Below are 23,310 nucleotides of genomic sequence, written 5' to 3'. Positions count from 1 at the left end.
GCCGAAAACGGCCCCCAACTGATACGCATATGCCCAGAACAGCGATATATAGGCAACACCAATCACGCCAGCATACCGCTCCACATTCCCACGAAGTCGGGCAGGGTCTTGCGGGTGGTGGCCACATCGATGATCTGGACGTCCGGAATACGCAATCCCAGCATCGCCGCAAATGTGGCCATGCGGTGATCGGCATAGGTCTCCATGACGGCACCATGCAATGCACCCACAGGCACGGGTTCGATGCGCAGCCCATCAGGTAATTCCTCGGCCTCTCCTCCGACGCGGCTGATCTCATTGACGAGCGCTTCCAGCCGATTCGTCTCATGGCCGCGCAGATGACCGATGCCCACCATATCGGTCGGGGCATCCGCGAACACCAGTATCGCGGCCAATGACGGCGCGATTTCCCCTGCCGCTGTCAGATCGAACGTACCCAGACCATGAACCGTGCCGTCAGAGGCCACTTCACAGTATCGAATACCGTCAATCACCGGGAATGATACCGTGGCGCCCATCTGCTCCAGATACCCGGGCAGCAAACCTCCCGGCTGCGTGGTGGTCTCCGGCCAATGCGGCACGCGCACAACGCCACCGGCGATCAATGCAGCGCCAAGGAAAGGCGCAGCATTGGACAGATCAGGCTCGACCGTCACCGTATCCGGCAATTGCAATGAACGAGATTCCACAGTCCACGTGCGTGCAGCTTCATTAGCATCAATCGTCCCGCCTGCCGCGACCACATCGGCCACAGTCATGCGAATATGCGGCAGACTCGGAGTCTTCTCCCCCGTATGCCGCAGTATCAGACCTCCCGGCAATCGTGAGCCGATCAACAGCAAACCGGAAATGAACTGGGAGGAACCGGAGGAATCAATGCTGACCTGAGCAGGATTTCGCGGCAACGTCGCGGGCGGCGTGATTGTGAACGGCAGTTTGCCGATCTCGCCGTGGTACTCCACGGTGGCGCCCAGCTGCTCCAATCCGTCCAATACCGGCTTCATCGGGCGGGCATACGCCTGCTCATCGCCATCGAAATGCACAGGTCCATCAGCGAACAAGGCCAATCCCGGCACGAAGCGCATCACCGTACCGGCAAGTCCGCAAAACAGATCGACATTGCCGTGGAATCGGCCATGCGACGGCGGAATCACCGTCACCGTGGTCTCGACGTCGGTGTCGACTTCACAACGCACGCCCAGCGATTCTAGCGCCTTCATCATCAAGTCGGTGTCACGAGAGCGAAGAAGACCAATGAGACGCACCGGCATCGAGCCCAACGCCGCGAGAATCAGGTAACGGTTCGACAATGATTTGCTACCTGGGATGGTCACCGTCGCATTCAACGGCTGGGCGGCAAAAGGCGCAGGCCAAAGATTCATGTGTTCTGTCATATCAGCCAATGTATCAAGCCTGAAGCATGCAAGAACAGCTGTGTCCAACATGGTGTCGGAATCACAGCCGTGTGTTGTAGCGCCAATCAGGCGAGCGCGTCCTTGATGGCGTCGACGAAGTAGTCGAGGTCGTCGGGCTTACGGGAGGTGATCAGGCGCCAGCCGTTCTCATCATCAATGGTCAGCTGCTTGTCCACGTAATGTCCGCCGGCGTTCTCGATGTCGGCAGCGATGTAGCGGCAGGGGGATGCGGTCTTGCCGGCGATCAGTTCGGCGTTGACCAGCAGCCATGCGCCGTGGCAGATCGCGGCGATAGGCTTTCCTTCATGCGCAAACTCCTGGGCCAAGGCGATGGCGTCCTTGTTCACGCGGATGCGGTCGACGTTGCACGTGCCGCCCGGCACCACCAACAGGTCATAGTCCGTTGCCTGCACATCGGAAAGAAGCGCATCAGGCGTGAGGGTCTCGCCTTCATAGCGGTCATGCTGCACGGTCTCGCACGGGTCGAGCGTGGTCGCCGCAAGCGTCACCTGAGCGCCTGCGGCTTTGAGGTCGCGCAGCGGACGTGTCAGCTCGGTCTCCTCGATGCCCCAGTTGTTCACGATGATCAGTACTTTGGCGTTTTCCACAGCCATGGTTCCTCCTTGATGGCGATGGTCATTAATTCCAACATCCATTATGCGGCACGACATGCCGTTCCGCCGTCAGGCGATTGCAGGAATCACCGTACAGCAGGCATGCTGCGGCCGTAGCGGTCGGATATCAACGGTCCGCGGCGATGCGGGATTCGATGGTCGGCTCCTTCTCGTCAATCCCCTGCTCCATACCGCCTTCGACCATCTGTGCATGCAGCAGCTGCGCCTCCACGCGATCGGCTTCGATGGCTGCAATCTGACGGGAGAATACGATGAACCATCCAAGGAACATGAGTCCTGCCAAGGCCTCCACGTTCGTCAACGTATTATGTCCCATCATCATGTTGGCCCAGAACCCTGCGCAGACCAAGGCGGCCAGATCGGAGGCCACCATCACCGCTTTGGAGATGCGCGGAGCCAGCCATGGCAGCAATACGAACAACAGCAGCATGACGAACGGCAGGCCCTTTGCACAGATGTTATGCATCAGATTGTGGGGCGTGTATCTGAATGCGCCGATGCCGATGAACGCAAGTCCCGAAATGGTGAGCAATGCCGCCAGAACGCCGATGCGAACCATGAAATGCGGAATCATGTATCCGCGATTGGGGTCGGCTTTGGTGCGGTCATGCCACAGGCGTTGCAGACGCTCGGTGGTCACCAGCTCGGAGATAGCGAAATAGCTGACGATGATGATGCATGTACCCGCCAACATGAGCGTGGAATTGAACATGCGCGCCGCGAACGTGGTACGGTCGCCCAACTGGGAGAAGTTGTTGTGGTACCAGTACGGGTCGTCTGTGGTGACTCCAGCGGTGATCACGCCGGATATCACGAAGAACGGCAGCAGGCTGGCGATGGTCTTGGCGTTCATCATCTCCGCCTGCACGAAGGTCATGTATCCCACGACACCGGCGAACCCCGCGCAAACGCTGGAGATATAGCCGGCGAATATGGCGTTGCCCATCATGTCGTTCGCGGCGCCGATAAGCGCGAACGATGAGAGGAAAATGGTGGCACCGTACACGACTGAAAGCGAAACGATCTCGATGATACGGCGGATGGGCACGAACCAGCCATGCTGCAGGTTCAGCGAGCTCGATTTGCGGGCGTATCCCACGATGAAGGAGATGACGCCACATGCCGCCACGACACCTGAGCACACCATGAAGCGGCGCTGGGTCAGCTGCCAGATGGCCGGAGCGTATTCCATATAGAGGTTCATGGACACGGCACCCACAATGGCGCAAATCACGAATGAAATGAGCCCGGAGGTCTCTGACCGCTGATGCCTCCCCATGATCTCCTCCACGCCTCCCGCTACCGCAATAAACCATCCTGACGAATCACAATGCGGCACGTACTCATGACCGGATGCCAACCATCATGACATCATCAGGTGAAAAATACCTGCCCAGAGATTCATTCTAGACCGTGTCCCGGTCCAACCATAAGATACAATATTACTTTGTGCCGTAAGACCGGATGATGGTTTTGCAGCATACGGGCTATAGCGCAGTTTGGTAGCGCGCCTGCTTTGGGAGCAGGATGTCGCCGGTTCAAATCCGGCTAGCCCGACCGAAAGCCCTACTCCCGCTTGGAAGCAGGGCTTTTTACTTATCTGCATCGACCCGGTTTATCCGTTTTTATCCGATGAATGAGGTTCCGGCTCTTCCGGGTGCGAGCTCCCGCATCCTAACGCAGCCCACTGCATCGGCCACCTCGTCCAACCATTCCGATCACGATCAGTCTGAATACGCGACTTTTCGCATTTTGGTGTATTCAAAGTGACAGTGGAACTGGAAAGACCCATCCGAGATTACCGGGCATTCACGTCGCGCCCGCACTCGTGCAGGCGTTTAAGAAGTACATCCCCGCCGACTACGTGGGCCTGACCAGCCTCGGCGTCAGCGTCCTGCTCGGCGTCATCGGCGTCGCCCAAGCCGTCTACACCCTCGTGAACCAAGCATTCAGCGGCAAACTCAGCAAGAGCGGCATCTGACGCTGCTGATTCTCGGGGTCATGCCTAAACGACACGACCCCAAGAATCCTTGTATGTGCCAATTAATGTCGTATTCTTTCTTTTGCTTCGAGACCGCGCGTTAGCAAAATCCCGGTGTTAACGGATTGGGCGAATCCACCAACATTTTTATCATCATGAGATAGCCCACAATCCCTGTAATTCCAATGGTTTTAGATATGATTAAGGGCATGTCCGCCACAATCGACGTATATTCGCGTATCTGATTAACGGTCAATGGAGGTCAAGCTCATGGCCATCGCCGTGGACTCGTGACCGGGTTGACCAATCATGGGTTGATGATTACGAGCGGACCAACGGAGAGTACGGCTATCCGGCGTCCATGTCGGGCAAAATGATTCCCATTGAGGCCGATGAGTTCGATGTGCCGTTGGCCGTGGAGGAACTGCGGTTGATCAATGCGCGGGATCATTCATGGTATGAATACCGGAATTTCGGAGGCCCGGCCATTCCCTCCATCGGTTACGGTTTCGTTGCCGCAGCGTTGGCCGAGGAAACCAATGGCGTTTGGCTTCCACCGATGGGGCGTTCGGCGGCAGCGGGCATAACGGCGAGACAGCCGAGCGGTTTCTTGCATGGTGGGGAGACGAGCAGATGGCCTTCTACGGGAAGGAAGCCTTTCGATAACATCGATAACAGTATCCGGGCAAATCATCCGGATAAAAGAGAACCCCCAGTGCATCACGGCTTAGTCGAAGACCGTCCGGAGAGGCCCTTTGGGGGATTTCATGGAATATGATAACGGGTTATGAGCCGACAGTCAAACCCAGCAGCCGATTTCCTCTCACAGACTCCCCGGAAGGGCAGTCCACAGGAGAGGGCGTTACGCTCGTGCATCACCGACGAACGGCTCTCATCCTATGACTCCGAAGCGCGGAGACGTTCATGCCCGGCTTTGCGACTGTACCTGTGGGATCATGACATGGCCAGCGCGTGCATGGGCGACATCGCCATCCTTGAAGTCGCCTTGCGCAACCACATGGATCGGCAGCTGTCCCTCATCGCCTTGGAACAGGCCGGCACCGAGGACTGATACATGGCGGGGCTGCGTTTCGACGACCGTACTCAGCGGCAGATCCGTGAGGCATGGGGCCATCTCACCATCCAGCAGAAGAAATGGCACACGCATGGCCATCTCGTCGCGGCGTTGACGTTCGGGTTCTGGCGCAATCTGCTGGAGAACGGCGGCGCAATCCATGCTCGTTGGCCGGACGAGGGCAGCGCCGATTACGAGAACGACCTCTGGCGCAAAGGCATCGTCAAGTCCTTCCCTGGCGGCCGTCGGCACGCAGCGGACGCGAACGCCAAGTGGACAAGAAACTACGCACTGAACATTGTCAAGACCGTGCATGCCTTGCGCAACCGGGTCGCCCACCACGAGCCGCTCGTCAACGGCGTCCCGCTGCCGGGCGAGAACCGGCGCATCACACTGGCGGACGCGGTGCGGGCCTGTTTCGATCTGGCGATGATTCTGGACCGGAACCTGTACTCGTGGCTGATGGACAACAGCAAGATGAAACTCGTGCTCGAACACGAGCCACGGTCTATCGAGTAGACGGCGGCTGTCACCAATCCCGCAAGCCAGGAGCCGGAAGACAAAGGCCCAAGGATCATGAATGAGGTAGTGCACGGGGTTCGCCAGTAAGGCCGGATAGTGCGGCGATGCGGGAGATAAACGTGCGAATTGCCGGGGTGGCATCGAGCGGATAGAGCAGCCCGTAGTGCATGATGACCGGTTCGGGCCAGTCCACGGCTACGTTGACGAGCTGTGGGTGAATGCCGGTCCACATCGGTTTGGAGATGAGCAGGTCGCCGGATTCGGCGCAGTCGTTGAACGTGTCAAGGTCGTAGTGATCGATGTCGATCAGATCGATGGCAGGGCATTGTTCCAACAAGTCCCGAGCCGTGTCGTTGGCGCCGCGATGGCGCTTGAGGATGCGGATGCGCGTGCCTTCGAGGTCTTTCAATGTGAGTCGTGCGCGTCTCGCCAGCGTGTGGTTGCGTGGCACGGCCACGCACAGTGGCTCGGAATCGAGGGCGACGGTGCTGCATGTGTCGTTCCAATAGCCGGCGTCGAACGCCGTGGAGATCAGGTCGATGTTTTCGCCGAGATGGGTGATGATGTCGTTGATGGCTTCGGAGTCGTCGGGCATCGACACCAGTTCCAGGCGGATGTCGGTGTGCTTGCCGGCGTCGCGTTGCCATAGGTCGAGGATACGGCGGCCGGGGCGCAGGATGGAAACGCCAAGACGAACGGTGGCGATGCCGTCGGTGCCGCGTTGTTGCGCACGGCGCAGGATCTCCTCGCATTGGCGCACAATCATCCGCGCGTCCTCGACGAACTCTCGGCCGGCTTTGGTGAGTTGCACGCCGCTGCGCGATCGGTCGAACAGCGTCAGGCCGTATTCCCTTTCGAACGTATTGACCTGTTTGGCCACCGCCGGCGTGGAAATATGCAGGCGATGGCCGGTCTTGGCGAAGCTGCCGGTCTGCGCGGCGGCGATCACCGCGTCCAGTCTTCTGTCGTACATTGCGACCTCCATAAACCAAAGGTTTATAGGATGTAAGCCATAAGCATTTATAAAATGCTATTTTACTGATGTCTTGAAGAATACCATAGCTATTGCAATAACCAAACGGAAACATGTAAACCAATGGGATATAGGTGAGTATGACATCAATCAACGAATCCGCAGCCCTCGGCCTCGTGTGCGAAGACGAAAGCCTCGAGCGTGAAACCCGTCGCGCATCGCGTCGCTCGGCCCGCTACAGCGCCGGGCTGACCACTTTCACCACTTCGCTGGCGTTCTTCCTGACCGGTATGGACACCATGATTGTCAACGTGGCACTGCCGACCATCACCGCCGACCTTGGCGGCAATATGGCGTTGCAGCAGTGGATGATCGACGGGTACACGCTGCTGTTCGCCTCGCTGCTGCTGCTCGCCGGCAGTCTGTCTGACAAGTTCGGTGCCAAGCGCATGTTCTTCTTCGGCACGGCATTGTTCGGAGCGGCATCCCTGCTGAGCACCTTCGCGTGGACCATGCTGGTGCTCATCGTCGGCCGTTGCCTGATGGGCGTGGCCGCAGCCCTGATCCTGCCGGCGTCGATGGCCTTGATTAACGAGGCTAATCCCGATCCGCGCCGCCGTGCGTTCGCCCTCGGCCTGTGGGGCGCCGGCTCGGCTTCGGCATCCGCGTTCGGCCCACTGTTCGGCGGTTTGCTCACACCAATCCACTGGAGCCTGATTTTCGCGGTCAACGTGCCGTTCTGCCTGATTGTGCTCGCTCTTGCACCGAAGGTTGCACCATCGCCCACCCGTGCCATCTCGTTCGACTGGCTCGGCCAGACGCTCGCGCTGATTGGTCTCGCCTCGCTGGTGGCCGGCGTCATCGAAATCGGTTCCCTGGGCATCTCCTCGCCGGTGACGCTCGCGCTGCTGTCTGTCGGCGTCGCCGCACTCGTGCTGTTCGTGATCGCACAAGCCAAGGTCGGGCATCCGATGGTGCCGCTGAACCTGTTCCGCAATGACGGCATGCGCATCTCGCTGATCGTGGGCTTCATCATGATCTTCAACTGGTTCGGCATGGTCTTCATCTCCACCCTGTTCCTGCAAAGCGAGCAGGGCATGAGCCCGTTCGCTGCCGGGCTGGTGTTCATTCCCTCCGCGGTGGTCATGGTGGTCACCAACGTGTTCAGCGGGCAGGTCATCAACTCGATGGGCACCCGGTTCACCGTGTCCATTGGACTGATTGCCATGGCCGTCGGGTTCCTTGCCGCGGTGCTGGTGCCGGCTCCAATGCCCGCATGGGTGATCGCCGTCGCCCTGAGCGTCGTCGGCCTTGGCGGCGCACTGGTCACGCCGGCACTGTCCGGACTGGTGCTGGTTAGCGTGGAGCAGAAGCAGGCGGGTATCGCCAGCGCGGTGTTCAACACGTTCCGTCAGGTCGGTGGCGCAATCGGCGTGGCCGTGTTCGGTGTGGTCGCCACCTTCACACCCTCGCTTGACGGCTCCCTGCGCGCCGTGTTCAGCGCGGCCGCCCTGCTGCTCATCTGCGCATTCGCCTACGCTCGGCTGCGCTGGGCTGAGCGCTGACTTCGGGTGTCCCGTTCATGGCGATATCCGCCACACTTGAACGACAGTCGTTGGAGACGGGTTGATTATTCCGCATTCAGCTCCAATGAGGGTGAATGGGGAAAGCGGGTCAAGTTCTCTTCAATCACCTGTTCGGAGAAGATCGTCATCATGAAGGGCAGTGATGCTAACAGAGCATCTGGAGCAGTGTTTCGACGCGCCGAGTGTTTAAGCTGTTTCGATGGTCTGGGACGCTAACATTTTGCTAACAATGACCGTCACGATTTACCAATCCGGGTGTTCTGAACAAAGAAATTCAAAACTCAAGAACGACATAATTCCAACGGTTTCAAGGTGAGCCAAGACCGGCGGCCCGAGCCAAGAACCCCCGATCCTAACAGGATGTCGCAGGTTCAAATCCGGCTAGCCCGACCGAAAGCCCTACTCCCGCTTGGAAGCAGGGCTTTTTCATATTCCCTCGAACAGGTCGCCGACAACACGCCAATAACACACCCGGATAAGACCCACGTTTTTACCCTTAACCCCTGATAACACTGGGTACCAAGACCGCAGACCTCGCGCTTCATGGCGATTGGAAATCAAAGGAACCGCGAATACCGCTGCGGATATACGTTGACCCCGGAGTTTCATGATGTTTCGCATGAGTGACTTTCACGGGGCCTTGCACGGAATAGTATAGACACTATGACCGATAATATGCAAGTCACAGCCGTCGATCTATGTAGCTGGTTCCCCGCGGAGCGAATGCGCCGATACGAGGAATCGGCGTTGGACCCGGTCGCGCTGTATGTGTGGAATACACGCATGTCCAAAGCGTACCTTGAGGACATCGCGCATATCGAGGTCATGCTGCGCAACTTCATTTCCACGCGACTCGCATCCGACTGCGGTCGGGAGGACTGGTTCGACCAAACCGATCATTTCGGTTTCGACTACGAGTTTTGCAAAGCCGTCGAACGCGTCAAACGACGTATCCGCTACGCTGGTCATAGCATCACCCCGGACCGCGTGATTGCGGGACTATCACTGGATTCATGGCGGTTCCTTCTGGTGCGCAAACTGGAGCCGACCGTATGGAAGGCACTGCGTGACCGCGCCAACGGCGGTATGCCATACTATAAATCGCGTCGACGCAAGGAATTCGAGACACACATCGTTCAACTACTGGATATGCGCAACCGATGCAGCCATCAGGAACCGCTTATTCGAACGGATGCTGACACTGAACGAGAGTATCTCGACTTCCAGTGGGAAAACCTGCTATGGGTCGCCCGCGTTATCGACCCGAAAGCAGCCGACTGGATTCGCAGCCAGTCCCGTGTGCCCACATTGCGTAAATTGCGCCCGGTCCATTCAGCATCGGACCTCGCGAACCTGCCAAAGGCCGAATTCATGATGCCCGGACCAGAACGCGACCGGCTGGTGGGACTCATTCTCGACGGCACGAAGATCGCCACTGCAGCACTGCTCCTCGACTATGTCGAATGCGCCGATCCACTGCCGAGAACCGGAAACCGGTCCGTACTGGTGAACTCTGACGACCATGGGGTGGCCGTGCTGGCCACCACCGATGTGGCCGTCATACGGCTGGCCGACGTCACTGACCAGCATGCGATTGACGAAGGCGAAGGCGATACGACCGCGGCAGAATGGCGGCGCACCCACGAGATGTTCTGGGACTCTGACGAATACCGTGCCGAGTTCAGAGACCCGAGTTTTCCTCTCGACGATGACACCCTTGTGGTGTTGGAACATTTCACGGTGACGCAGAGACTGTGAGATCAATGCCATGTTGGCATCTATCACATGACATTGCAGCATTTCGGTTACGACCATCATTGACGACGACCCGGTCATGAGTGTCATCATCGTTGCGCTAATCCTACGCCAGACCATTACACCGATGACCGTGTCCGACATCATCGTCGTTTCCCTCGCCGACGCTTTCCTCGTATAGACAGCTGTGTAGTTGGCGTGAGCAGGGGTGACGTTCCAGGGCATTCGCCATTAGTATAGCCATCATGAATCCTGGCTCTTGCATGTCAGAGCCGGTTCTGTCATAACAGTGACGCTTCGTCCCGCAAGGGCGAGGCTCCAAGTCGCCGGGGGGTATTCCCCAGCATCCCTTTATCCGCCGTCTTGCCAGGGGAATCGGTTAAGCGACTGAACACGCACCTCCTATTGTGTTACAATGTTCATACATTAGCATTTTGTGGTGAGGGGGTTGCGATGGCCGATACCGCGACGATCACTTTCCGCACGGACCCGCAAGTCAAGCAACAGGCGAAGGAACTGTACGAGTCGATGGGACTGGACCTGTCAACCGCATTGAACATGTTCCTGCGTCAATCGCTGACCGACAACGGCATGCCGTTCCGCGCCACGAGGGAGAACCCGCTGAACGTGGAGGCCCGCCGTCAGGCCGATGCCCGGGAGGGTGCCGCGTTTCCGTCTGTGGACAATCTGATGAAGGATTTGATGGATGCTTAAATCCGTCTTCCGCACCACGCAGTTCAAAAAGGACTTCAAAGGACTGCTCAAGAAGCACTACGACCCGGACAAGCTGCGACGCGCCGTAGAGGCACTGATGGCCGAAGATCACAATCTGCTGTCGACCAAATATCGCGATCACGCGCTGGTCAACAACTGGAAAGGATATCGGGAAATCCACATCGAGGGAGACTGGCTGCTCATCTACCGCATCGAACGCGACGAACTGCAACTTGTGCTGACCCGTACCGGATCGCACGACCAGCTGTACTGACATGCGACGCAGCGTCTCTGCCACATTCCGCAAATAGTGTGAGATGAAGTTGCCCCTTGCACTTTTCCTCTAACGGTATCCGAAATCCTTTGGCATGCTCGAAATCGGAACGCTCCGCAACGTCAGCGGCCATCTGCACGCGGTATCGCAGAAACCCACGGAAGGCAGGAATCATGGCATCAGACACTAACGGAATTCCCGAATCATCATACGACACCGATCATCAACCCGTCCGCAACAACGGAAACGACCGCAGTTTCTGGGGTAGATGGTCGTGGGTCCTCTTTTGCGGATTGTTCAGCATCGTTCCAGTGCTCCTGCTGATACCAAGCGTCGGAGCCTTGATTAGCGAAATAACCCTGCAAAGGGAATGCACAGAAATCATCGACGGCACTGTAACACAGCTGATCTTCAACGATGATGATTCCTCGGGAAGCTGGACGCCGGTGACCCGACGAAGAGCCCTCGTACGGGATGTAACCGAATACTGAGGCAATACGCAGTTACGCGCCGCAACCCGGAGGACGAATCACCGAGTGATGTCCATATCGCCCCTCAACATCGGCATCCGAAGAATCAGTCCTCTTCGGACTCGAACGGGCGCTTCGGCTTCTTGGCGCTCATGAGCATCATGAAGCTGCGCGCCTGGGCGGTGATCACGAAGCCAGCCTCGTAACTGAGCTCGGGGCCGTCCGGATTGTGCGTATCCACAATCAACTGCCACTTGCGGCCGTAACGCTCATCGGGCAGTGTGAACATAATCGGCTCGTAGTGGGCGTTGAAAATCAGAATGAAGTCGTTGTCGACCATCCGATTGCCGTACCAGTCCACTTCGGGGATATCCGCGCCGTTCAGGAAGATCATCATGGAGAAGGCGTGCGTGTTCTGCCAATCCTCCATATCCATGATTGATCCGGTGTGATCGAACCATTCGACCTGAGGAATCTTGTTCGAATCATCACCCGGCTCACGTCCGGTGAAGAAACGACGACGATGCAGCACCGGATGGTCAAGACGCAAGTGGACCAGCTTGGACACGAACCGGAGCATGTTCTTCTGGTCCGCATTGAGATCCCAGTTCTTCCACGAGATCTCGTTGTCCTGGCAGTACGCGTTGTTGTTGCCCTGCTGGGTGCGCTCCACCTCGTCGCCGCCACAGATCATGGGGATACCCTGACTGAGCAGCAGTGTCGAGAACATGTTGCGCATCTGGCGTTGGCGCAGGTCGTTGACGTCTGGGATGTTGGTAGGACCTTCCACGCCGCAGTTCCAGGAGCGGTTGTTGGACTCGCCATCCCGGTTGCCTTCGCCGTTGGCCGCATTGTGCTTCTCGTTGTAGCTCACCAGATCGTTCATGGTGAAGCCATCATGCGCGGTAATGAAGTTCACGGATGCCACCGGGCGGCGGCCGTTGACCTGATACAGGTCGGAGCTGCCCATGAGTCGTGACGCGAACTCAGGCAGTGTGGATGGCTGCGAGCGCCAGAAGTCACGAACGGTGTCGCGGAAGCGGCCATTCCATTCGGACCAGCTGGACGGGAAGCCGCCGACCTGATAGCCGCCGGAGCCCAGATCCCACGGCTCGGCAATGAGCTTCACGCGCGAGATGATCGGATCCTGCTCGACGATGTCGAAGAATGCGGACAGCTTGTCGACCTCTTGGAACTGACGTGCCAGGGTCGCGGCCAGATCGAATCGGAAGCCGTCCACGTGCATTTCCGTGACCCAGTAACGCAGCGAGTCGGTGATGAGCTGCAACGCGTGCGGCGAGCGCATGAGCAGCGAGTTGCCGGTACCGGTGGTGTCGAAGTAGTGCATCTGATCGCCATCCACCAGACGGTAATACGACTGGTTGTCTATGCCCTTGAAGCTCAGGGTCGGGCCCATGTGGTTGCCTTCGGCGGTGTGGTTGTACACCACATCGAGGATGACCTCCATGCCGGCGCGGTGGTAGGCCTTGACCATGGACTTGAATTCGTTGACCTGCTCGCCACGTTCACCGGAGGACGAGTAGGCGTTATGCGGCGCGAAGAAGCCGATGGTGTTGTAGCCCCAGTAGTTCGACAGGCCCTTCTCCTGAAGGAAGGAATCGTTGACGAACTGGTGGATCGGCATGAGCTCGATGGCGGTGACGCCAAGCTTCTTCAGGTATTCGATGACGGTCGGGTAGGCAAGACCCGCATACGTGCCGCGGATGTCCGGCGGCACTTCCTTGTTGAGGTTGGTCATGCCGCGCACATGCGCCTCGTAGATCACCGAATCGTGGTATGGAATGTACGGGTGCTGGTCGTTGCCCCAATCGAAATAGGGGTTGATGACGGCGGATTTCATGGTGTGCGCCGCCGAGTCCATGTCGTTCATCGCCGAGTTGTCGTCAGGACGGTTGAACCAGTAGGAGAACAGGCTTTCATCGCCATCGATGTTGCCTTCGATGGCCTTGGCGTACGGATCGAGCAGCAGTTTGTTCGGATTGCAACGCAGGCCATGCACCGGGTCGTACGGTCCATAGACACGATAGCCATAGCGCTGTCCGGGCTGCAATCCGGGAATGTAGTTATGCCATACGTAGGAATTCTGCTCGGTCATTTCGACGCGAGTCTCTTTGTCGTCGTCATCAAACAGGCACAGTTCCACTTTCTGTGCGACTTGCGAGAACAGCGCGAAATTCACCCCAGCGCCGTCGTAACTGGCCCCCAACGGGTACATTGATCCAGGTCTGATCTGCATAATTCAAGTATCCCACTTTTCTGTGATGGAAAATCGTTTGAAGTTGAACGTCAGGAGAACAAGGTGGGTTTATCCTTGTCCGAGTTTCTGGCGATGAGCCGTCGCAACGCCTCGTGCTGAATGGCGATCATCGAATTCGACGCCGTTATGCGTGTGGCGGCGAGGTCGCTCCAGGGGATCCACGCCGATTCCACATGCTCGTCCGGGTCGAAATGCCGCGCCTCACGCGTGAACGGACCAAGGTGCAGCACCATGATATGGGCCAGCTCGTCGGTCATGCCTTCGGAGGAATAGAAGTCGCCGACGTAGTCCACGCCCATGGTATGTCGATCCGGCACGACCCCGGTCTCTTCGGCGAGCTCCCTCAACGCGGCGTCGAGGATGTCCTCGCCTTCATCCATCAAACCGGCGGGAAGTCCATAGGCGAACATGTCCGAACCGGCCCGATATTCGCGTTCGACCAGATACCGGTCGGTGGACATGTCATGCACGAGCATGACCACGCATGGCGCATGCCTGAGGACCTGACGGCTGATCTCGTGCTTGCCGCCCTTCTTGTCGGTCAGGGCGATCGTCATATCGTCCACATGGAAGATGCGGCCTGTATAAACGGTGGTGCTGCTCACCACCTCGGCTGGGACATCCATGTCGATGCCGTCGGAGCTCTTGTCGAGACTGCGGTCAAGCCTGTGCCGCAGCTGCTCGTTCTTGTCATGGTTGAACATCATGTCTCCTTGCAACGGCCGGCTCATCGAAAGCAATCGCTCGGCCTACCCTACTCTAGTGGCTTATGCTCTCGGCGATGTTATGGACAGCGTCCATGGATCGGTGGTGTCATGAAGCCATTGAACGCCGACTTCCTCCCCGGTGGCCTGGGCTATGGCCTTCGGCACGTCCTCCATCGCATAGTTGAACCAGATGGATTCGATTGCGGCATGCGGCGTGTTGATGAGGTATGGCCTGACCTGGGCGTTCCCTTGTCCCAGTCCGATGCCGCGTGCGCGCATATCGGCTTCATAGCGCGCCTGTTCGATGGCGTCAGTGGTGGGATGATGCCGCAAGTCACTGGTCACGTAGACGTCAACGCCTGCCGCGCGCACCTCATCGAACAACGAATCACCTGATCCGGGGAGTACGGCGACCGTGTGCACCAGAGCATCCAAATCCCCGCACACCTGAACACCAAGGCGGGTTTTCATGCCATGCTCGGTCACCGCATCGAATACACGCTGGGCGAAATCACCCAACGGCAGCGGCTCCTGCAACGCGCCGATCCTACCCAATCCCACAGGATGGCAGGCAGAGGCATCCTCGATCGGCACCAGCGGGCGCTGATCGGTCAACCCCAGATAATCGGCCGCAGCATGGCCGACGCCGCGCCAAGCGGAATCCGCATTGGTATGTCCGACCCACAAGCCGCAGCCATGGGTATAGAGCTTGCGTACGATGTCTCCACGGAATCCGAGACCGCCTACCTCATGCACAGAGCGGAAGAACAACGGATGATGGGTGACCAGCAGGTCGGCACCGGCATCTATGGCCTTATCGACGATGGCTGATGTCGGGTCGGCGGCAAATACGATGCGCCGTACCTCGTGGGTCATGTCGCCGACGATGAGGCCGGGCTCATCCCATTGCTCGGCATATCGCAAAGGGTATAAGGTTTCCAGAACGTCGATGACCTGCTTGAGATTCGCCATACGCCTTATTGTACCGGCGTGCATAACGTATGTATGACGCACGCCGGTATGATCGTACGCGGTCCGGCTTTGCGGAGAACGAATCAGTGCGCGGCAAGCTGCCAATCGGAGCCCATGCCGCACGACACATCCAATGGCACGGCGAGATCGACCGCGTGCTGCATGGCATCCTTCACCAGTTCGGTGACCTGCTCCCCTTCACCCGGCGCGATCTCCACTACAAGTTCGTCATGGATCTGCAGGATGATACGGCTTTTGACATTCGCCTCACGCAGCGCCTGATCGGCACGCACCATGGCAATCTTCATGATATCCGCGGCGGAACCTTGGATGGGCGCGTTCAACGCGGCACGTTCGGCTGCGTCTCGCGCCACCCTGTTGGTCGAACGCAATGCCGGGAAGTAGCGTCTGCGTCCGAACAGCGTTTCCGTGTAGCCTTTCTCGCGTGCCGAGGAGACCAGGGATTCCAGATAGTCGTGCACTTTGCCGAACGTATCGAAATACAGGCTCTTCAACGCTTCCGCCTCGCGTGGGGCTATTTTGAGCTGCTGGGCCAAGCCATACGTGCTCAGACCGTACGCCAGCCCATAGCTCATGGCCTTCACATGGGATCGCTGATCGCCGGTGATCTGGTCGACCGGCAGTTTGTACACCATCGAGGCCACATACTTATGGAAATCAGCGCCGGAACGGAATGCCTCGATCAGCGCCTCGTCTCCTGAAAGGTCGGCCATGACGCGCAACTCAACCTGCGAATAATCGCAGCTCATCAACGCTTCGTATCCTTCGCCCGGCACGAATACGCTGCGAATCTCACGTCCTTCGGCATTCCGGTTCGGGATGTTCTGCAGGTTCGGATCCACGGAGCTCAGACGACCGGTCGCGGTGACGGTCTGTTCGAATGTGGTATGGATGCGCTCGTCATCCCTGTTCACCGCATCGAACAGTGTCTGTACGATCTGCTTGAGCTTGTTGGTCTCCCGGTGACGCAGCAACGCCCTGAGGAACCCATTCGCCCGCTCGTTGTCCACGGATTTGACGTACAGGTCCTGCAATGCCGACGCGTTGGTCGTGTATGAGCCTGATTTCGTACGTTTTGTGGGCTTCAGCCCCATGTCCTCGAACAGTACCTTCTGCAGCTGTTTCGGACTTTGCAGATTGATCTCGGCACCGGCATGGTTCCATGCCTCCTCCTGAGCGAACCGTGCATCCGCCGCGAATTGGTCGCGCATCGAGACCAGACGCATGACGTCGACCTTCGCCCCTGTGGACTCCATGCCGTGCAGCACACGGGAAACCGGAAGTTCGATGGCACGCAACAGCCAGCATTGCTCCCGTTCGTCAAGCATCGGACCGAATGCCGAGGCAAGGTCACGAATGATGGCAAGGTCCCGAAGCCGCTGTTCTTCGGCATTCGGCACATCCTGGTCCTCATCGAAGTCCAATGTACCTTGCGCAGGCTGATCGGCCTGGCTGTAGCTGACATCGAGGAAGTGCTCGGCTTCCTGGTGCAGATCATCGGCGTGGAAATCCGGCTGGATAAGGTATCCGGCGAGTTTGGTGTCCATCATGGGCAGGGGCATGTCCAATCCTGCCGAGCCCAGCATATGCAGCAGCTCCTTATAGCCGTGCACGACGATCCTGCCATGCGAAGAGGTAAGGAACTCCTGCAGCGCCTCTCGAAGATCATCGCGTATGGGTGTGGCTACCATCGCCGCGGAATGAGCCGTCGCTATGGACAAGGCCTGCAGTTTCGCCCGTCCAGGGCGTGCGTCGCCCCAAGCATGCACGGTCCACGCATGATTGGCCGCATCATCATATGTAATGTGCCTGGCTTCAGGGTCGCAATCGACTTCAGGGATGAAGGATGCTACGGAATCCGGCACGGCGATAAGCTTCTGCTGCTGGCCCGCCCAGTCACGGAACTGGTCGGCCGAGCCGATGGCGACAGGCTCCGGAATGGCCGGCATGCCGGAACCTGCGGCTTTGTCGTCCTTGTCATCCTTGCCGTTCGATTGGGAGGCTGAGTCCGATGAACGAGGCGAAGAAGGAAGCCGGGTCGTGGAGGACTTGGCGTTGAAGGTTTTCAACACCCGGTTTTTGGTGCGTACACCGAACTCGAGCTCCTTGAACAATACATCGAGCTGTGCAGTGTCCACTTCGCCGAAGCGCAGGTCGTCAAGTCCCACATCGAGTTCCACGTCCCTGACCAGCGCATTGACCTTGCGGTTGAGCATGACCTGATCAATGCTGGAGCGAAGTGCCTCGCCTTTCTTACCGCCTATCTCCTCGGCATGCTCGCAGATGCCATCCAATGAGCCATACTGGTTGATCCACTTGGCGGCAAAACCATCGCCTACGCCAGGCACGCCGGGGATGTTGTCAGCCGTTTCGCCGCGTAAAGCCGCCAGATCAGGGTATTGTGCGGGCGTCACCTTGTACTTGTCCACAATGGCCTGAGGCGTCATGTGCTTGAGCTCTTTGAAATGATGCCCGGGATAGAGGACGGTGACATTGTCGTCGATAAGCTGGAAAGCGTCACGGTCTCCGGACAGCACCAGCGTATGGAAGCCTGCCTTGTCCCCCATGGTGGCGAGAGTGGCGATGATGTCATCCCCCTCGAACCCTGGTTTCTCGATATACGTGACGCCCAGGGCCTTCAGCATCCGTTGAATCAGCGGAAGCTGAGTGAGCAGCTCCTCCGGTGCGGCTTCACGCGTGCCTTTGTATTGGGGCAACATCTCATTGCGGAATGTACCGCCTTTGACATCGAAGGCGACACCGAGACGATCCGGCTTTTCCGCATCGATGACCTGAGCCAGCATGGACGCGAATCCCCAGACGGCATTGGTGGCCTGACCTTCCGAGGTGCTGAAATTATCTACCGGAAGCGCAAAAAAAGCGCGGAACGCCAACGAATGACCGTCTACGACAAGTAGTGTATCGTTGGTCGCCGCGCTTGCAGTCGTCTGCAAATCAGCGTTCATCCGTGCTCGCTGGCTTCGGATCGCCGTACTTGGCGATGATGGCCATGGCAAGACGCTTCTTCGGAATGCGCTGATCCATGGAGGTCTTCTGAATCCAGCGGAATGCACCCTGCTCGGAGAAGTCCGCCTTATCCATCAGCAGACCCTTGGCGCGGTCGACGAGCTTGCGCTCCTCCAAGGAGTCCTCGGCCTTCTTCAGCTTCTCCTCGGCCTCTTTGAGCTGGTCAGTGGTTTCGCGCAGTTTCTGCTCACTACGCTCGACATTGTCCAGAAGGTCGTTGATCTCAGCGAAACGACCCATCGCCACTTCCAAGGTAGGCAGCAGCTTGGATTCCTCATACGGCTTGGTGACATATGCCATGGCACCGGCGCCGGTGGCCTTCTTCACCAGATCGGTCTGGGAGAAGGCAGTGAGCATGACCACGGGGGCGATGTTCTCGTCGCAGATGATGCCGGCTGCGGCGATGCCGTCCATGCGAGGCATCTTGACATCCATGCACACCACATCCGGGCGATACTTGCGGGTCAGTTCCACAGCCTCTTCACCGTTGGCGGCCTGTCCGACGACTTCATAACCGTTGTCTTCCAGCATGGCGACCAAGTCCATGCGGTTGACGGCCTCGTCCTCGGCCACGACCACGGTACGCGGGGCATCCGCCGGCTTTTCCTTACGTCCTGCAGGAGCTTCTTCAGAAGCGGCGGCCCTCAGCTCTTCATCGGTGAGCACCTCGTCAACGTTGATGCTCGGCTCTTCAGACCTCATCCTTGCAGCCATGCCAACCTCTTTCCATTGCGATATTTCGTGTTTGCAGATGTTCAATATACCATGCGCTTACGCATGTCACACATTCGACCCACGTACACATCAATCATATCTTTTGGGTGCCCTCGGTGGGACTCGAACCCACACTGCGCAGATTTTGAGGCTGCTTCCTCTACCAATTGGGATACGAGGGCGTGTCAAAACACTCTTCGAGAGATTAGCATAAGTCAGAGACTGACACGGCACAAGACACGCATATTCCGGAATATTCATCGCGCAAAACAATGCCGGCAGTCACCATCATCCCGCTCGTGTGTTGCCTATACATATATGAAACTCCGCGGCTTACAATAATTATGGTTTCGAGGTGCATAGATGTGCATCTTTGCGAGGAGGGATTATGAGCAACCAAACATATCGTCAATTTGACCCTTGGCGCACAGCTCCAGTGCGGGAGACCGAGCGCAAGGATGTCTACAAGACGCATTACTTCAACATTGACCGTATTTCTTTTGAGTCCAATGATGGCAACGAGTTCGAACGGTATTGCATTAATGCCAACAGTGGCGACACCGTCGCCGTGTTGGCGTTGACCGATGACGGCAAGATTCCGCTGGTCGAGCAATACCGAGTGGCTACCCACCGTTGGACGCTGGAGATTCCAGGAGGACACCCGCTAGGCGACGAACGTCCGCTCGACACCGCGAAACGCAAGCTGGCAGAGGAAGGCGGATTTGAGGCTGAACGCTTTACGCAGTTCGCACGTTTCCTCAATACGCCGAGTTATTCCACCGAACATACATCCGTGTATTTCGCCACCAAGCTCACGCCGGTCTCGCGTCAATCCATCGGCCCCGAAACCCCCCGTTCCGAAGTGCGAATGGTGACGTTGGAGCAGGCATACGAAATGGTGGTGAACGGCACGATCGTCGACGCGAAGACGATTATCGCCATCCTCCGTCTCAAGAGCGGAGACTTCGGACACATCAACGACTGATGCCATTTCCGCCATCCGTGCGCGTCTGCAGCAACGCGCACGGATTCGGCATGATCGGTACCATACCGATGATCGGCGTCATACGACACTGACGGTATGTCATCCACAAGAAAGCCGCCAACAGACGCGGCCCCGATATTCCAGATACAGCAATAATGCGAGCAATGCTCAGCTCACAAACGCAGGGACCCCAGACGGAAAGTTCCGTCTGGGGTCCCTGTCATTCAACTCACGCTGTCACGCGGTTGGACGTATGCGCATCAGTCGCAAGCGCCAACAGTGTGGACGTAGATGGAGTCGGTGCGGCCCGGCTGGTGATCGCCCTGGGCGGAGCTCAGGATGACGATCTTGTCGCCGTCAACAACCTTGCCGGCATCCTTCAGGATCTTGTCGGTGAAGATCATGAGATCCTTGCGGGACTTGTCGTGGTAGTCCTCCTCGGTCAGGAAGGCCTCGGTGCCCCAGGACAGAGCCAGCCAGTGGTAGGTGTGCTCGTTGTTGGTGATGCCGTAGATCGGAGCGGCCGGACGCTCACGGGAGACGCGGTGCACGGTGGAACCGGTCTGGGTGTAAGCGACGATGGCCTTGGCGTTGAGCTTGTCAGCCAGGTCGACAGCGGCGGAGGAGACAGCGCCGGTGGAGGACATGTCGAGGTTCTTGAGCTCCGGGATGCGGTCGAAGCCGTGATCGGTGGCGTAGCCGGAGATGCGAGACATGGTATCCACGGTGACAGCCGGGTACTTGCCGACGGCGGTCTCGTTGGAGGTCATGGTGGCGTCAGCGCCATCAAGGACGGCGTTGGCGCAGTCGGAAGCCTCAGCACGGGTCGGAACCGGGTTGTTCACCATGGAGCCGAGGACCTCGGTGGCCACGATGACCGGCTTGGCGTACTGGCGAGCCAGTTCGATGATGCGCTTGGTGGCCAGCGGGACCTCTTCAAGAGGGCACTCGACGGCCATGTCGCCACGGGCGGCCATGACACCATCGAAGGTCTTGACGATGTCTTCGAGGTTCTCCAGAGCCTGCGGCTTCTCGATCTTGGCAACGATCGGGATGCGACGGCCTTCCTCGTCCATGATCTCGTGAGCGCGGTCGATGTCGGTGGCGAAGCGCACGAAGGACATGGCGATGATGTCGGCACCAGTACGGATGGCCCAACGCAGGTCGGCCTCATCCTTCTCGGTCAGAGCCGGCAGGGACACGGCGACGCCCGGCAGGTTGATGCCCTTGTGGGAAGAGACAGGACCAGCCACAACGACCTTGGTGTGCACGTTGTTGCCCTCGACCTTGGTGACCTCCAGACGGACCTTGCCGTCATCGATCAGGATCGGATCACCCGGGTGGCAATCGCCAGGCAGACCCTTGAAGGTGGTGGAGGTGATGTGCTCGTCGCCCTCGATGTCATCGGTGGTGATGATGAACTCCTGGCCGAGCTGAAGCTGGACCTTGTCCTCGCCCTCAGCGTTCTTCTTGAACCAGCCGCAGCGAATCTTCGGACCCTGCAGATCAACGAGCGCAGCTACGTTGCGGCCAGTGGCTTCGCCGGCCTTGCGGACGTTGTTGTACACCTTGAGGTGATCCTCAGGGGTACCGTGGGAACGATTCAGACGAGCAACGTCCATACCGGCTTCGACGAGCTTGAGGAGGTTGTCGTAATCCTCGGTGGAAGGACCGATGGTGTCTACGATCTTGGCTTTACGCATGAATGCCTGCCTATCCTTTTCTTGTGGTTCGAGGCGGAAAGCCTCACTTGCCGTGTTTCAGTCTACTAGCGCTCACCGACGCAAGACAAATTATTTCGCCGGTGTGTTGTGAGCGCTCACATTGTTGTGGCCATTGGGTTTCTTCAGATTGAATTCCTCATGAACTCAGGCCTTTTCGGTCTTTTCCATACCCTTCATCTTGAGCACGGACGCAATCGCCGATCCACCGATTGCCACCACAATCACCGCCAGCGAGAGCCACGTCGGGACCTCAGGCACCCAATGCACGCCCTCTCCCCCGTTGATGAACGGCAAGGTGTTGCCATGCAGCGCCTCCATCACCAGCTTGACGCCGATGAACCCGAGCACGATCGAGAGGCCCATGGGCAGGTAGACCAGCTTGTCCAGCAACGCGCCAAGCAGGAAATAGAGTTGCTGCAGACCAAGCAATGCGAACACGTTCGACGTGAACACCAGGAACGGGTCTTTGGTAAGACCGAAGATGGCGGGGATGGAATCGAATGCGAACATCACGTCGGTGGTACCGATGGTCAGGAATACAATCAGCATCGGAGTCCAATAACGGACGCCATTACGGGTGGTACGGAGCTTCTCTCCGTCGTATTCATCGGTGATCTTGATGACCTTGCGCAGGGCACGGATGAGTCCGTTCTCGTGATACTCCTCATCTTCATCGCCGCCGACTACCAGCTTGATTGCAGTGTAGATAAGGAATGCACCGAAAATGAAGAACACCCATGTGAACCGGGAGATCAGCGCGGCACCGATGATAATGAACAGTCCACGGAAGATCAGCGCAATGGTGATACCGACGGAGAGCACGTATTTCTGAATCTTCTTCGGCACCGCGAAGTTCGACATGATGATGACGAACACGAACAGGTTGTCGATGGACAGCGAGTATTCGGTCAGCCATCCCGAATAGAACTCGATGGCGGGCTTCGATCCGGCGAAATACCAGATGCAACCGCCGAAGATCAGTGCCATGACCACGAAGAATGCGATATGCTGCACACACTCCTTGGTGGAAGGCACATGCGGTCGCCTGCCGATGACGAACAGGTCGACGATGAAGAACAGCGCGAGCACCACAAAAGTGGCGATTTCAAATGCAAGAGGGGTTTCTGCCATGATTCACTACACTAAACCATTATGGTGACGGCCAGCCATTCCACTACCACTGTCCAATGGAGGATGGAGATGTGTGTATCTCCATCCTCCACCTTGTAATTGAAATCAACAAACAGGATGTGGGAGGTCAACTGCCACGGAGGCTCACTTATTCGCCTCCGCAACTCGTGCGACGCTCGCGACGCTACCGCCGCTCACGCCCCGCAAATAACGCCAACCTTCGGTTGACCATACATCAGCTCACTGTCGTTCGCCTTCGCCTAAAAACGCCTCTGGCGTTTTCTTCACGGCTCAGCCACGGAGGCTCACTTATTCGCCTCCGCAACTCGTGCGACGCTCGCGACGCTACCG

20 protein-coding genes and 2 tRNA genes are annotated in these 23,310 nt (G+C 57.9%); 10 read left to right on the top strand and 12 right to left on the bottom strand.

Annotation, left to right across the window (positions count from 1 at the left end; genetic code table 11):
- Positions 1-62 precede the first annotated feature (62 nt).
- The 3 genes from aroA to BW09_RS09360 all read right to left on the bottom strand — a co-directional run bounded on the left by aroA (position 63) and on the right by BW09_RS09360 (position 3,329).
- Positions 63-1,394: a 3-phosphoshikimate 1-carboxyvinyltransferase gene (aroA, locus tag BW09_RS09370; RefSeq protein WP_044088509.1), complete on the bottom strand. Its 1,332-nt coding sequence runs from the start codon at positions 1,392-1,394 to the stop codon at positions 63-65.
- A gap of 86 nt (positions 1,395-1,480) precedes the next feature.
- Positions 1,481-2,029, bottom strand: a complete 549-nt coding sequence (locus tag BW09_RS09365; RefSeq protein WP_044088510.1) for a type 1 glutamine amidotransferase domain-containing protein — start codon at positions 2,027-2,029, stop codon at positions 1,481-1,483.
- A 127-nt stretch (positions 2,030-2,156) separates the two neighbouring features.
- Positions 2,157-3,329, bottom strand: a complete 1,173-nt coding sequence (locus tag BW09_RS09360) for a hypothetical protein (RefSeq protein ID WP_044088511.1) — start codon at positions 3,327-3,329, stop codon at positions 2,157-2,159.
- A gap of 204 nt (positions 3,330-3,533) precedes the next feature.
- On the opposite strand from BW09_RS09360, the gene BW09_RS09355 reads away from it, so the two are divergent.
- From BW09_RS09355 to BW09_RS11220, 4 genes are all read left to right on the top strand, one after another.
- A tRNA-Pro gene (locus BW09_RS09355) sits at positions 3,534-3,607 on the top strand.
- Positions 3,608-3,878: 271 nt separating this feature from the next.
- Positions 3,879-4,031: a hypothetical protein gene (locus BW09_RS10965; protein WP_162178917.1), complete on the top strand. Its 153-nt coding sequence runs from the start codon at positions 3,879-3,881 to the stop codon at positions 4,029-4,031.
- Positions 4,032-4,392: 361 nt separating this feature from the next.
- Positions 4,393-4,809: a hypothetical protein gene (locus BW09_RS09350; RefSeq protein ID WP_140462461.1), complete on the top strand. Its 417-nt coding sequence runs from the start codon at positions 4,393-4,395 to the stop codon at positions 4,807-4,809.
- A gap of 297 nt (positions 4,810-5,106) precedes the next feature.
- Positions 5,107-5,625 (top strand): hypothetical protein, encoded by a 519-nt coding sequence (locus BW09_RS11220; protein WP_258185049.1) that lies wholly within the window; start codon positions 5,107-5,109, stop codon positions 5,623-5,625.
- A 55-nt stretch (positions 5,626-5,680) separates the two neighbouring features.
- Here the strand turns inward: BW09_RS11220 and BW09_RS09340 are convergent, their stop codons facing one another.
- Positions 5,681-6,613, bottom strand: a complete 933-nt coding sequence (locus BW09_RS09340) for a LysR family transcriptional regulator (RefSeq protein WP_258185047.1) — start codon at positions 6,611-6,613, stop codon at positions 5,681-5,683.
- A gap of 128 nt (positions 6,614-6,741) precedes the next feature.
- On the opposite strand from BW09_RS09340, the gene BW09_RS09335 reads away from it, so the two are divergent.
- The 5 genes from BW09_RS09335 (at position 6,742) to BW09_RS09315 (ending at position 11,421) form a co-directional block, all read left to right on the top strand.
- Positions 6,742-8,166 carry an MFS transporter gene (locus BW09_RS09335; protein WP_140462462.1) on the top strand — a complete coding sequence of 475 codons (1,425 nt, stop codon included), beginning with the start codon at positions 6,742-6,744 and terminating at the stop codon, positions 8,164-8,166.
- A gap of 684 nt (positions 8,167-8,850) precedes the next feature.
- A complete protein-coding gene (locus BW09_RS11215; RefSeq protein ID WP_140462463.1) occupies positions 8,851-9,945 on the top strand; it encodes an ASCH domain-containing protein in 1,095 nt (364 codons plus the stop codon).
- A 450-nt stretch (positions 9,946-10,395) separates the two neighbouring features.
- The gene (locus BW09_RS09325; RefSeq protein WP_044088513.1) at positions 10,396-10,656 is read left to right on the top strand and encodes a type II toxin-antitoxin system RelB/DinJ family antitoxin; all 261 of its coding nucleotides are present in this window, start codon (positions 10,396-10,398) and stop codon (positions 10,654-10,656) included.
- Positions 10,649-10,930: a type II toxin-antitoxin system YafQ family toxin gene (locus BW09_RS09320; protein ID WP_044088514.1), complete on the top strand. Its 282-nt coding sequence runs from the start codon at positions 10,649-10,651 to the stop codon at positions 10,928-10,930. The genes BW09_RS09325 and BW09_RS09320 overlap by 8 nt, the downstream gene beginning before the upstream one ends.
- A 173-nt stretch (positions 10,931-11,103) precedes the next feature.
- Positions 11,104-11,421, top strand: a complete 318-nt coding sequence (locus tag BW09_RS09315) for a hypothetical protein (RefSeq protein WP_140462464.1) — start codon at positions 11,104-11,106, stop codon at positions 11,419-11,421.
- Positions 11,422-11,506: 85 nt separating this feature from the next.
- On the opposite strand, the gene glgX is transcribed toward BW09_RS09315, so the two are convergent.
- From glgX to BW09_RS09285, 6 genes are all read right to left on the bottom strand, one after another.
- Positions 11,507-13,636, bottom strand: a complete 2,130-nt coding sequence (glgX, locus tag BW09_RS09310; protein ID WP_044088516.1) for a glycogen debranching protein GlgX — start codon at positions 13,634-13,636, stop codon at positions 11,507-11,509.
- Between the two features lie 71 nt (positions 13,637-13,707).
- Positions 13,708-14,382: an NUDIX hydrolase gene (locus BW09_RS09305; RefSeq protein ID WP_044088517.1), complete on the bottom strand. Its 675-nt coding sequence runs from the start codon at positions 14,380-14,382 to the stop codon at positions 13,708-13,710.
- 63 nt (positions 14,383-14,445) lie between these two features.
- Entirely contained in the window at positions 14,446-15,357 is a 912-nt protein-coding gene (locus tag BW09_RS09300; protein WP_044088518.1) for a Nif3-like dinuclear metal center hexameric protein, read from the bottom strand.
- 83 nt (positions 15,358-15,440) lie between these two features.
- On the bottom strand, positions 15,441-18,344 hold the full coding sequence (gene polA / locus BW09_RS09295) for a DNA polymerase I (RefSeq protein WP_140462466.1): 2,904 nt from the start codon (positions 18,342-18,344) through the stop codon (positions 15,441-15,443).
- A complete protein-coding gene (locus BW09_RS09290; RefSeq protein ID WP_140462467.1) occupies positions 18,334-19,119 on the bottom strand; it encodes an ANTAR domain-containing response regulator in 786 nt (261 codons plus the stop codon). Before BW09_RS09290 ends, polA begins: the two co-directional genes overlap by 11 nt.
- Positions 19,120-19,227: 108 nt before the next feature.
- A tRNA-Leu gene (locus tag BW09_RS09285) sits at positions 19,228-19,301 on the bottom strand.
- Between the two features lie 206 nt (positions 19,302-19,507).
- On the opposite strand from BW09_RS09285, the gene BW09_RS09280 reads away from it, so the two are divergent.
- Entirely contained in the window at positions 19,508-20,104 is a 597-nt protein-coding gene (locus BW09_RS09280) for an NUDIX hydrolase (protein ID WP_044088521.1), read from the top strand.
- 260 nt (positions 20,105-20,364) lie between these two features.
- Here the strand turns inward: BW09_RS09280 and pyk are convergent, their stop codons facing one another.
- Together pyk and BW09_RS09270 are read right to left on the bottom strand one after the other, a co-directional pair.
- The gene (gene pyk / locus BW09_RS09275) at positions 20,365-21,807 is read right to left on the bottom strand and encodes a pyruvate kinase (protein WP_044088523.1); all 1,443 of its coding nucleotides are present in this window, start codon (positions 21,805-21,807) and stop codon (positions 20,365-20,367) included.
- Positions 21,808-21,972: 165 nt separating this feature from the next.
- Complete coding sequence (locus BW09_RS09270) at positions 21,973-22,959, bottom strand: TerC family protein (protein ID WP_044088524.1); 987 nt, start codon at positions 22,957-22,959, stop codon at positions 21,973-21,975.
- Positions 22,960-23,310 lie beyond the last annotated feature (351 nt).

The organism is Bifidobacterium sp. UTCIF-1, from assembly GCF_006408915.1.
Classification (GTDB): domain Bacteria; phylum Actinomycetota; class Actinomycetes; order Actinomycetales; family Bifidobacteriaceae; genus Bifidobacterium; species Bifidobacterium reuteri.
This window is presented reverse-complemented; position numbering and strand designations above follow the sequence as displayed.

Bases quoted from the DNA above. Each gene is read 5' to 3' on its own strand.
- aroA (WP_044088509.1), bottom strand. From the start codon at position 1,394: ATGACAGAACACATGAATCTTTGGCCTGCGCCTTTTGCCGCCCAGCCG.
- BW09_RS09365 (WP_044088510.1), bottom strand. From the start codon at position 2,029: ATGGCTGTGGAAAACGCCAAAGTACTGATCATCGTGAACAACTGGGGC.
- BW09_RS09360 (WP_044088511.1), bottom strand. From the start codon at position 3,329: ATGGGGAGGCATCAGCGGTCAGAGACCTCCGGGCTCATTTCATTCGTG.
- BW09_RS09350 (WP_140462461.1), top strand. From the start codon at position 4,393: ATGTCGGGCAAAATGATTCCCATTGAGGCCGATGAGTTCGATGTGCCG.
- BW09_RS11220 (WP_258185049.1), top strand. From the start codon at position 5,107: ATGGCGGGGCTGCGTTTCGACGACCGTACTCAGCGGCAGATCCGTGAG.
- BW09_RS09340 (WP_258185047.1), bottom strand. From the start codon at position 6,613: ATGGAGGTCGCAATGTACGACAGAAGACTGGACGCGGTGATCGCCGCC.
- BW09_RS09335 (WP_140462462.1), top strand. From the start codon at position 6,742: ATGACATCAATCAACGAATCCGCAGCCCTCGGCCTCGTGTGCGAAGAC.
- BW09_RS11215 (WP_140462463.1), top strand. From the start codon at position 8,851: ATGACCGATAATATGCAAGTCACAGCCGTCGATCTATGTAGCTGGTTC.
- BW09_RS09325 (WP_044088513.1), top strand. From the start codon at position 10,396: ATGGCCGATACCGCGACGATCACTTTCCGCACGGACCCGCAAGTCAAG.
- BW09_RS09320 (WP_044088514.1), top strand. From the start codon at position 10,649: ATGCTTAAATCCGTCTTCCGCACCACGCAGTTCAAAAAGGACTTCAAA.
- BW09_RS09315 (WP_140462464.1), top strand. From the start codon at position 11,104: ATGGCATCAGACACTAACGGAATTCCCGAATCATCATACGACACCGAT.
- glgX (WP_044088516.1), bottom strand. From the start codon at position 13,636: ATGTACCCGTTGGGGGCCAGTTACGACGGCGCTGGGGTGAATTTCGCG.
- BW09_RS09305 (WP_044088517.1), bottom strand. From the start codon at position 14,382: ATGTTCAACCATGACAAGAACGAGCAGCTGCGGCACAGGCTTGACCGC.
- BW09_RS09300 (WP_044088518.1), bottom strand. From the start codon at position 15,357: ATGGCGAATCTCAAGCAGGTCATCGACGTTCTGGAAACCTTATACCCT.
- polA (WP_140462466.1), bottom strand. From the start codon at position 18,344: ATGAACGCTGATTTGCAGACGACTGCAAGCGCGGCGACCAACGATACA.
- BW09_RS09290 (WP_140462467.1), bottom strand. From the start codon at position 19,119: ATGGCTGCAAGGATGAGGTCTGAAGAGCCGAGCATCAACGTTGACGAG.
- BW09_RS09280 (WP_044088521.1), top strand. From the start codon at position 19,508: ATGAGCAACCAAACATATCGTCAATTTGACCCTTGGCGCACAGCTCCA.
- pyk (WP_044088523.1), bottom strand. From the start codon at position 21,807: ATGCGTAAAGCCAAGATCGTAGACACCATCGGTCCTTCCACCGAGGAT.
- BW09_RS09270 (WP_044088524.1), bottom strand. From the start codon at position 22,959: ATGGCAGAAACCCCTCTTGCATTTGAAATCGCCACTTTTGTGGTGCTC.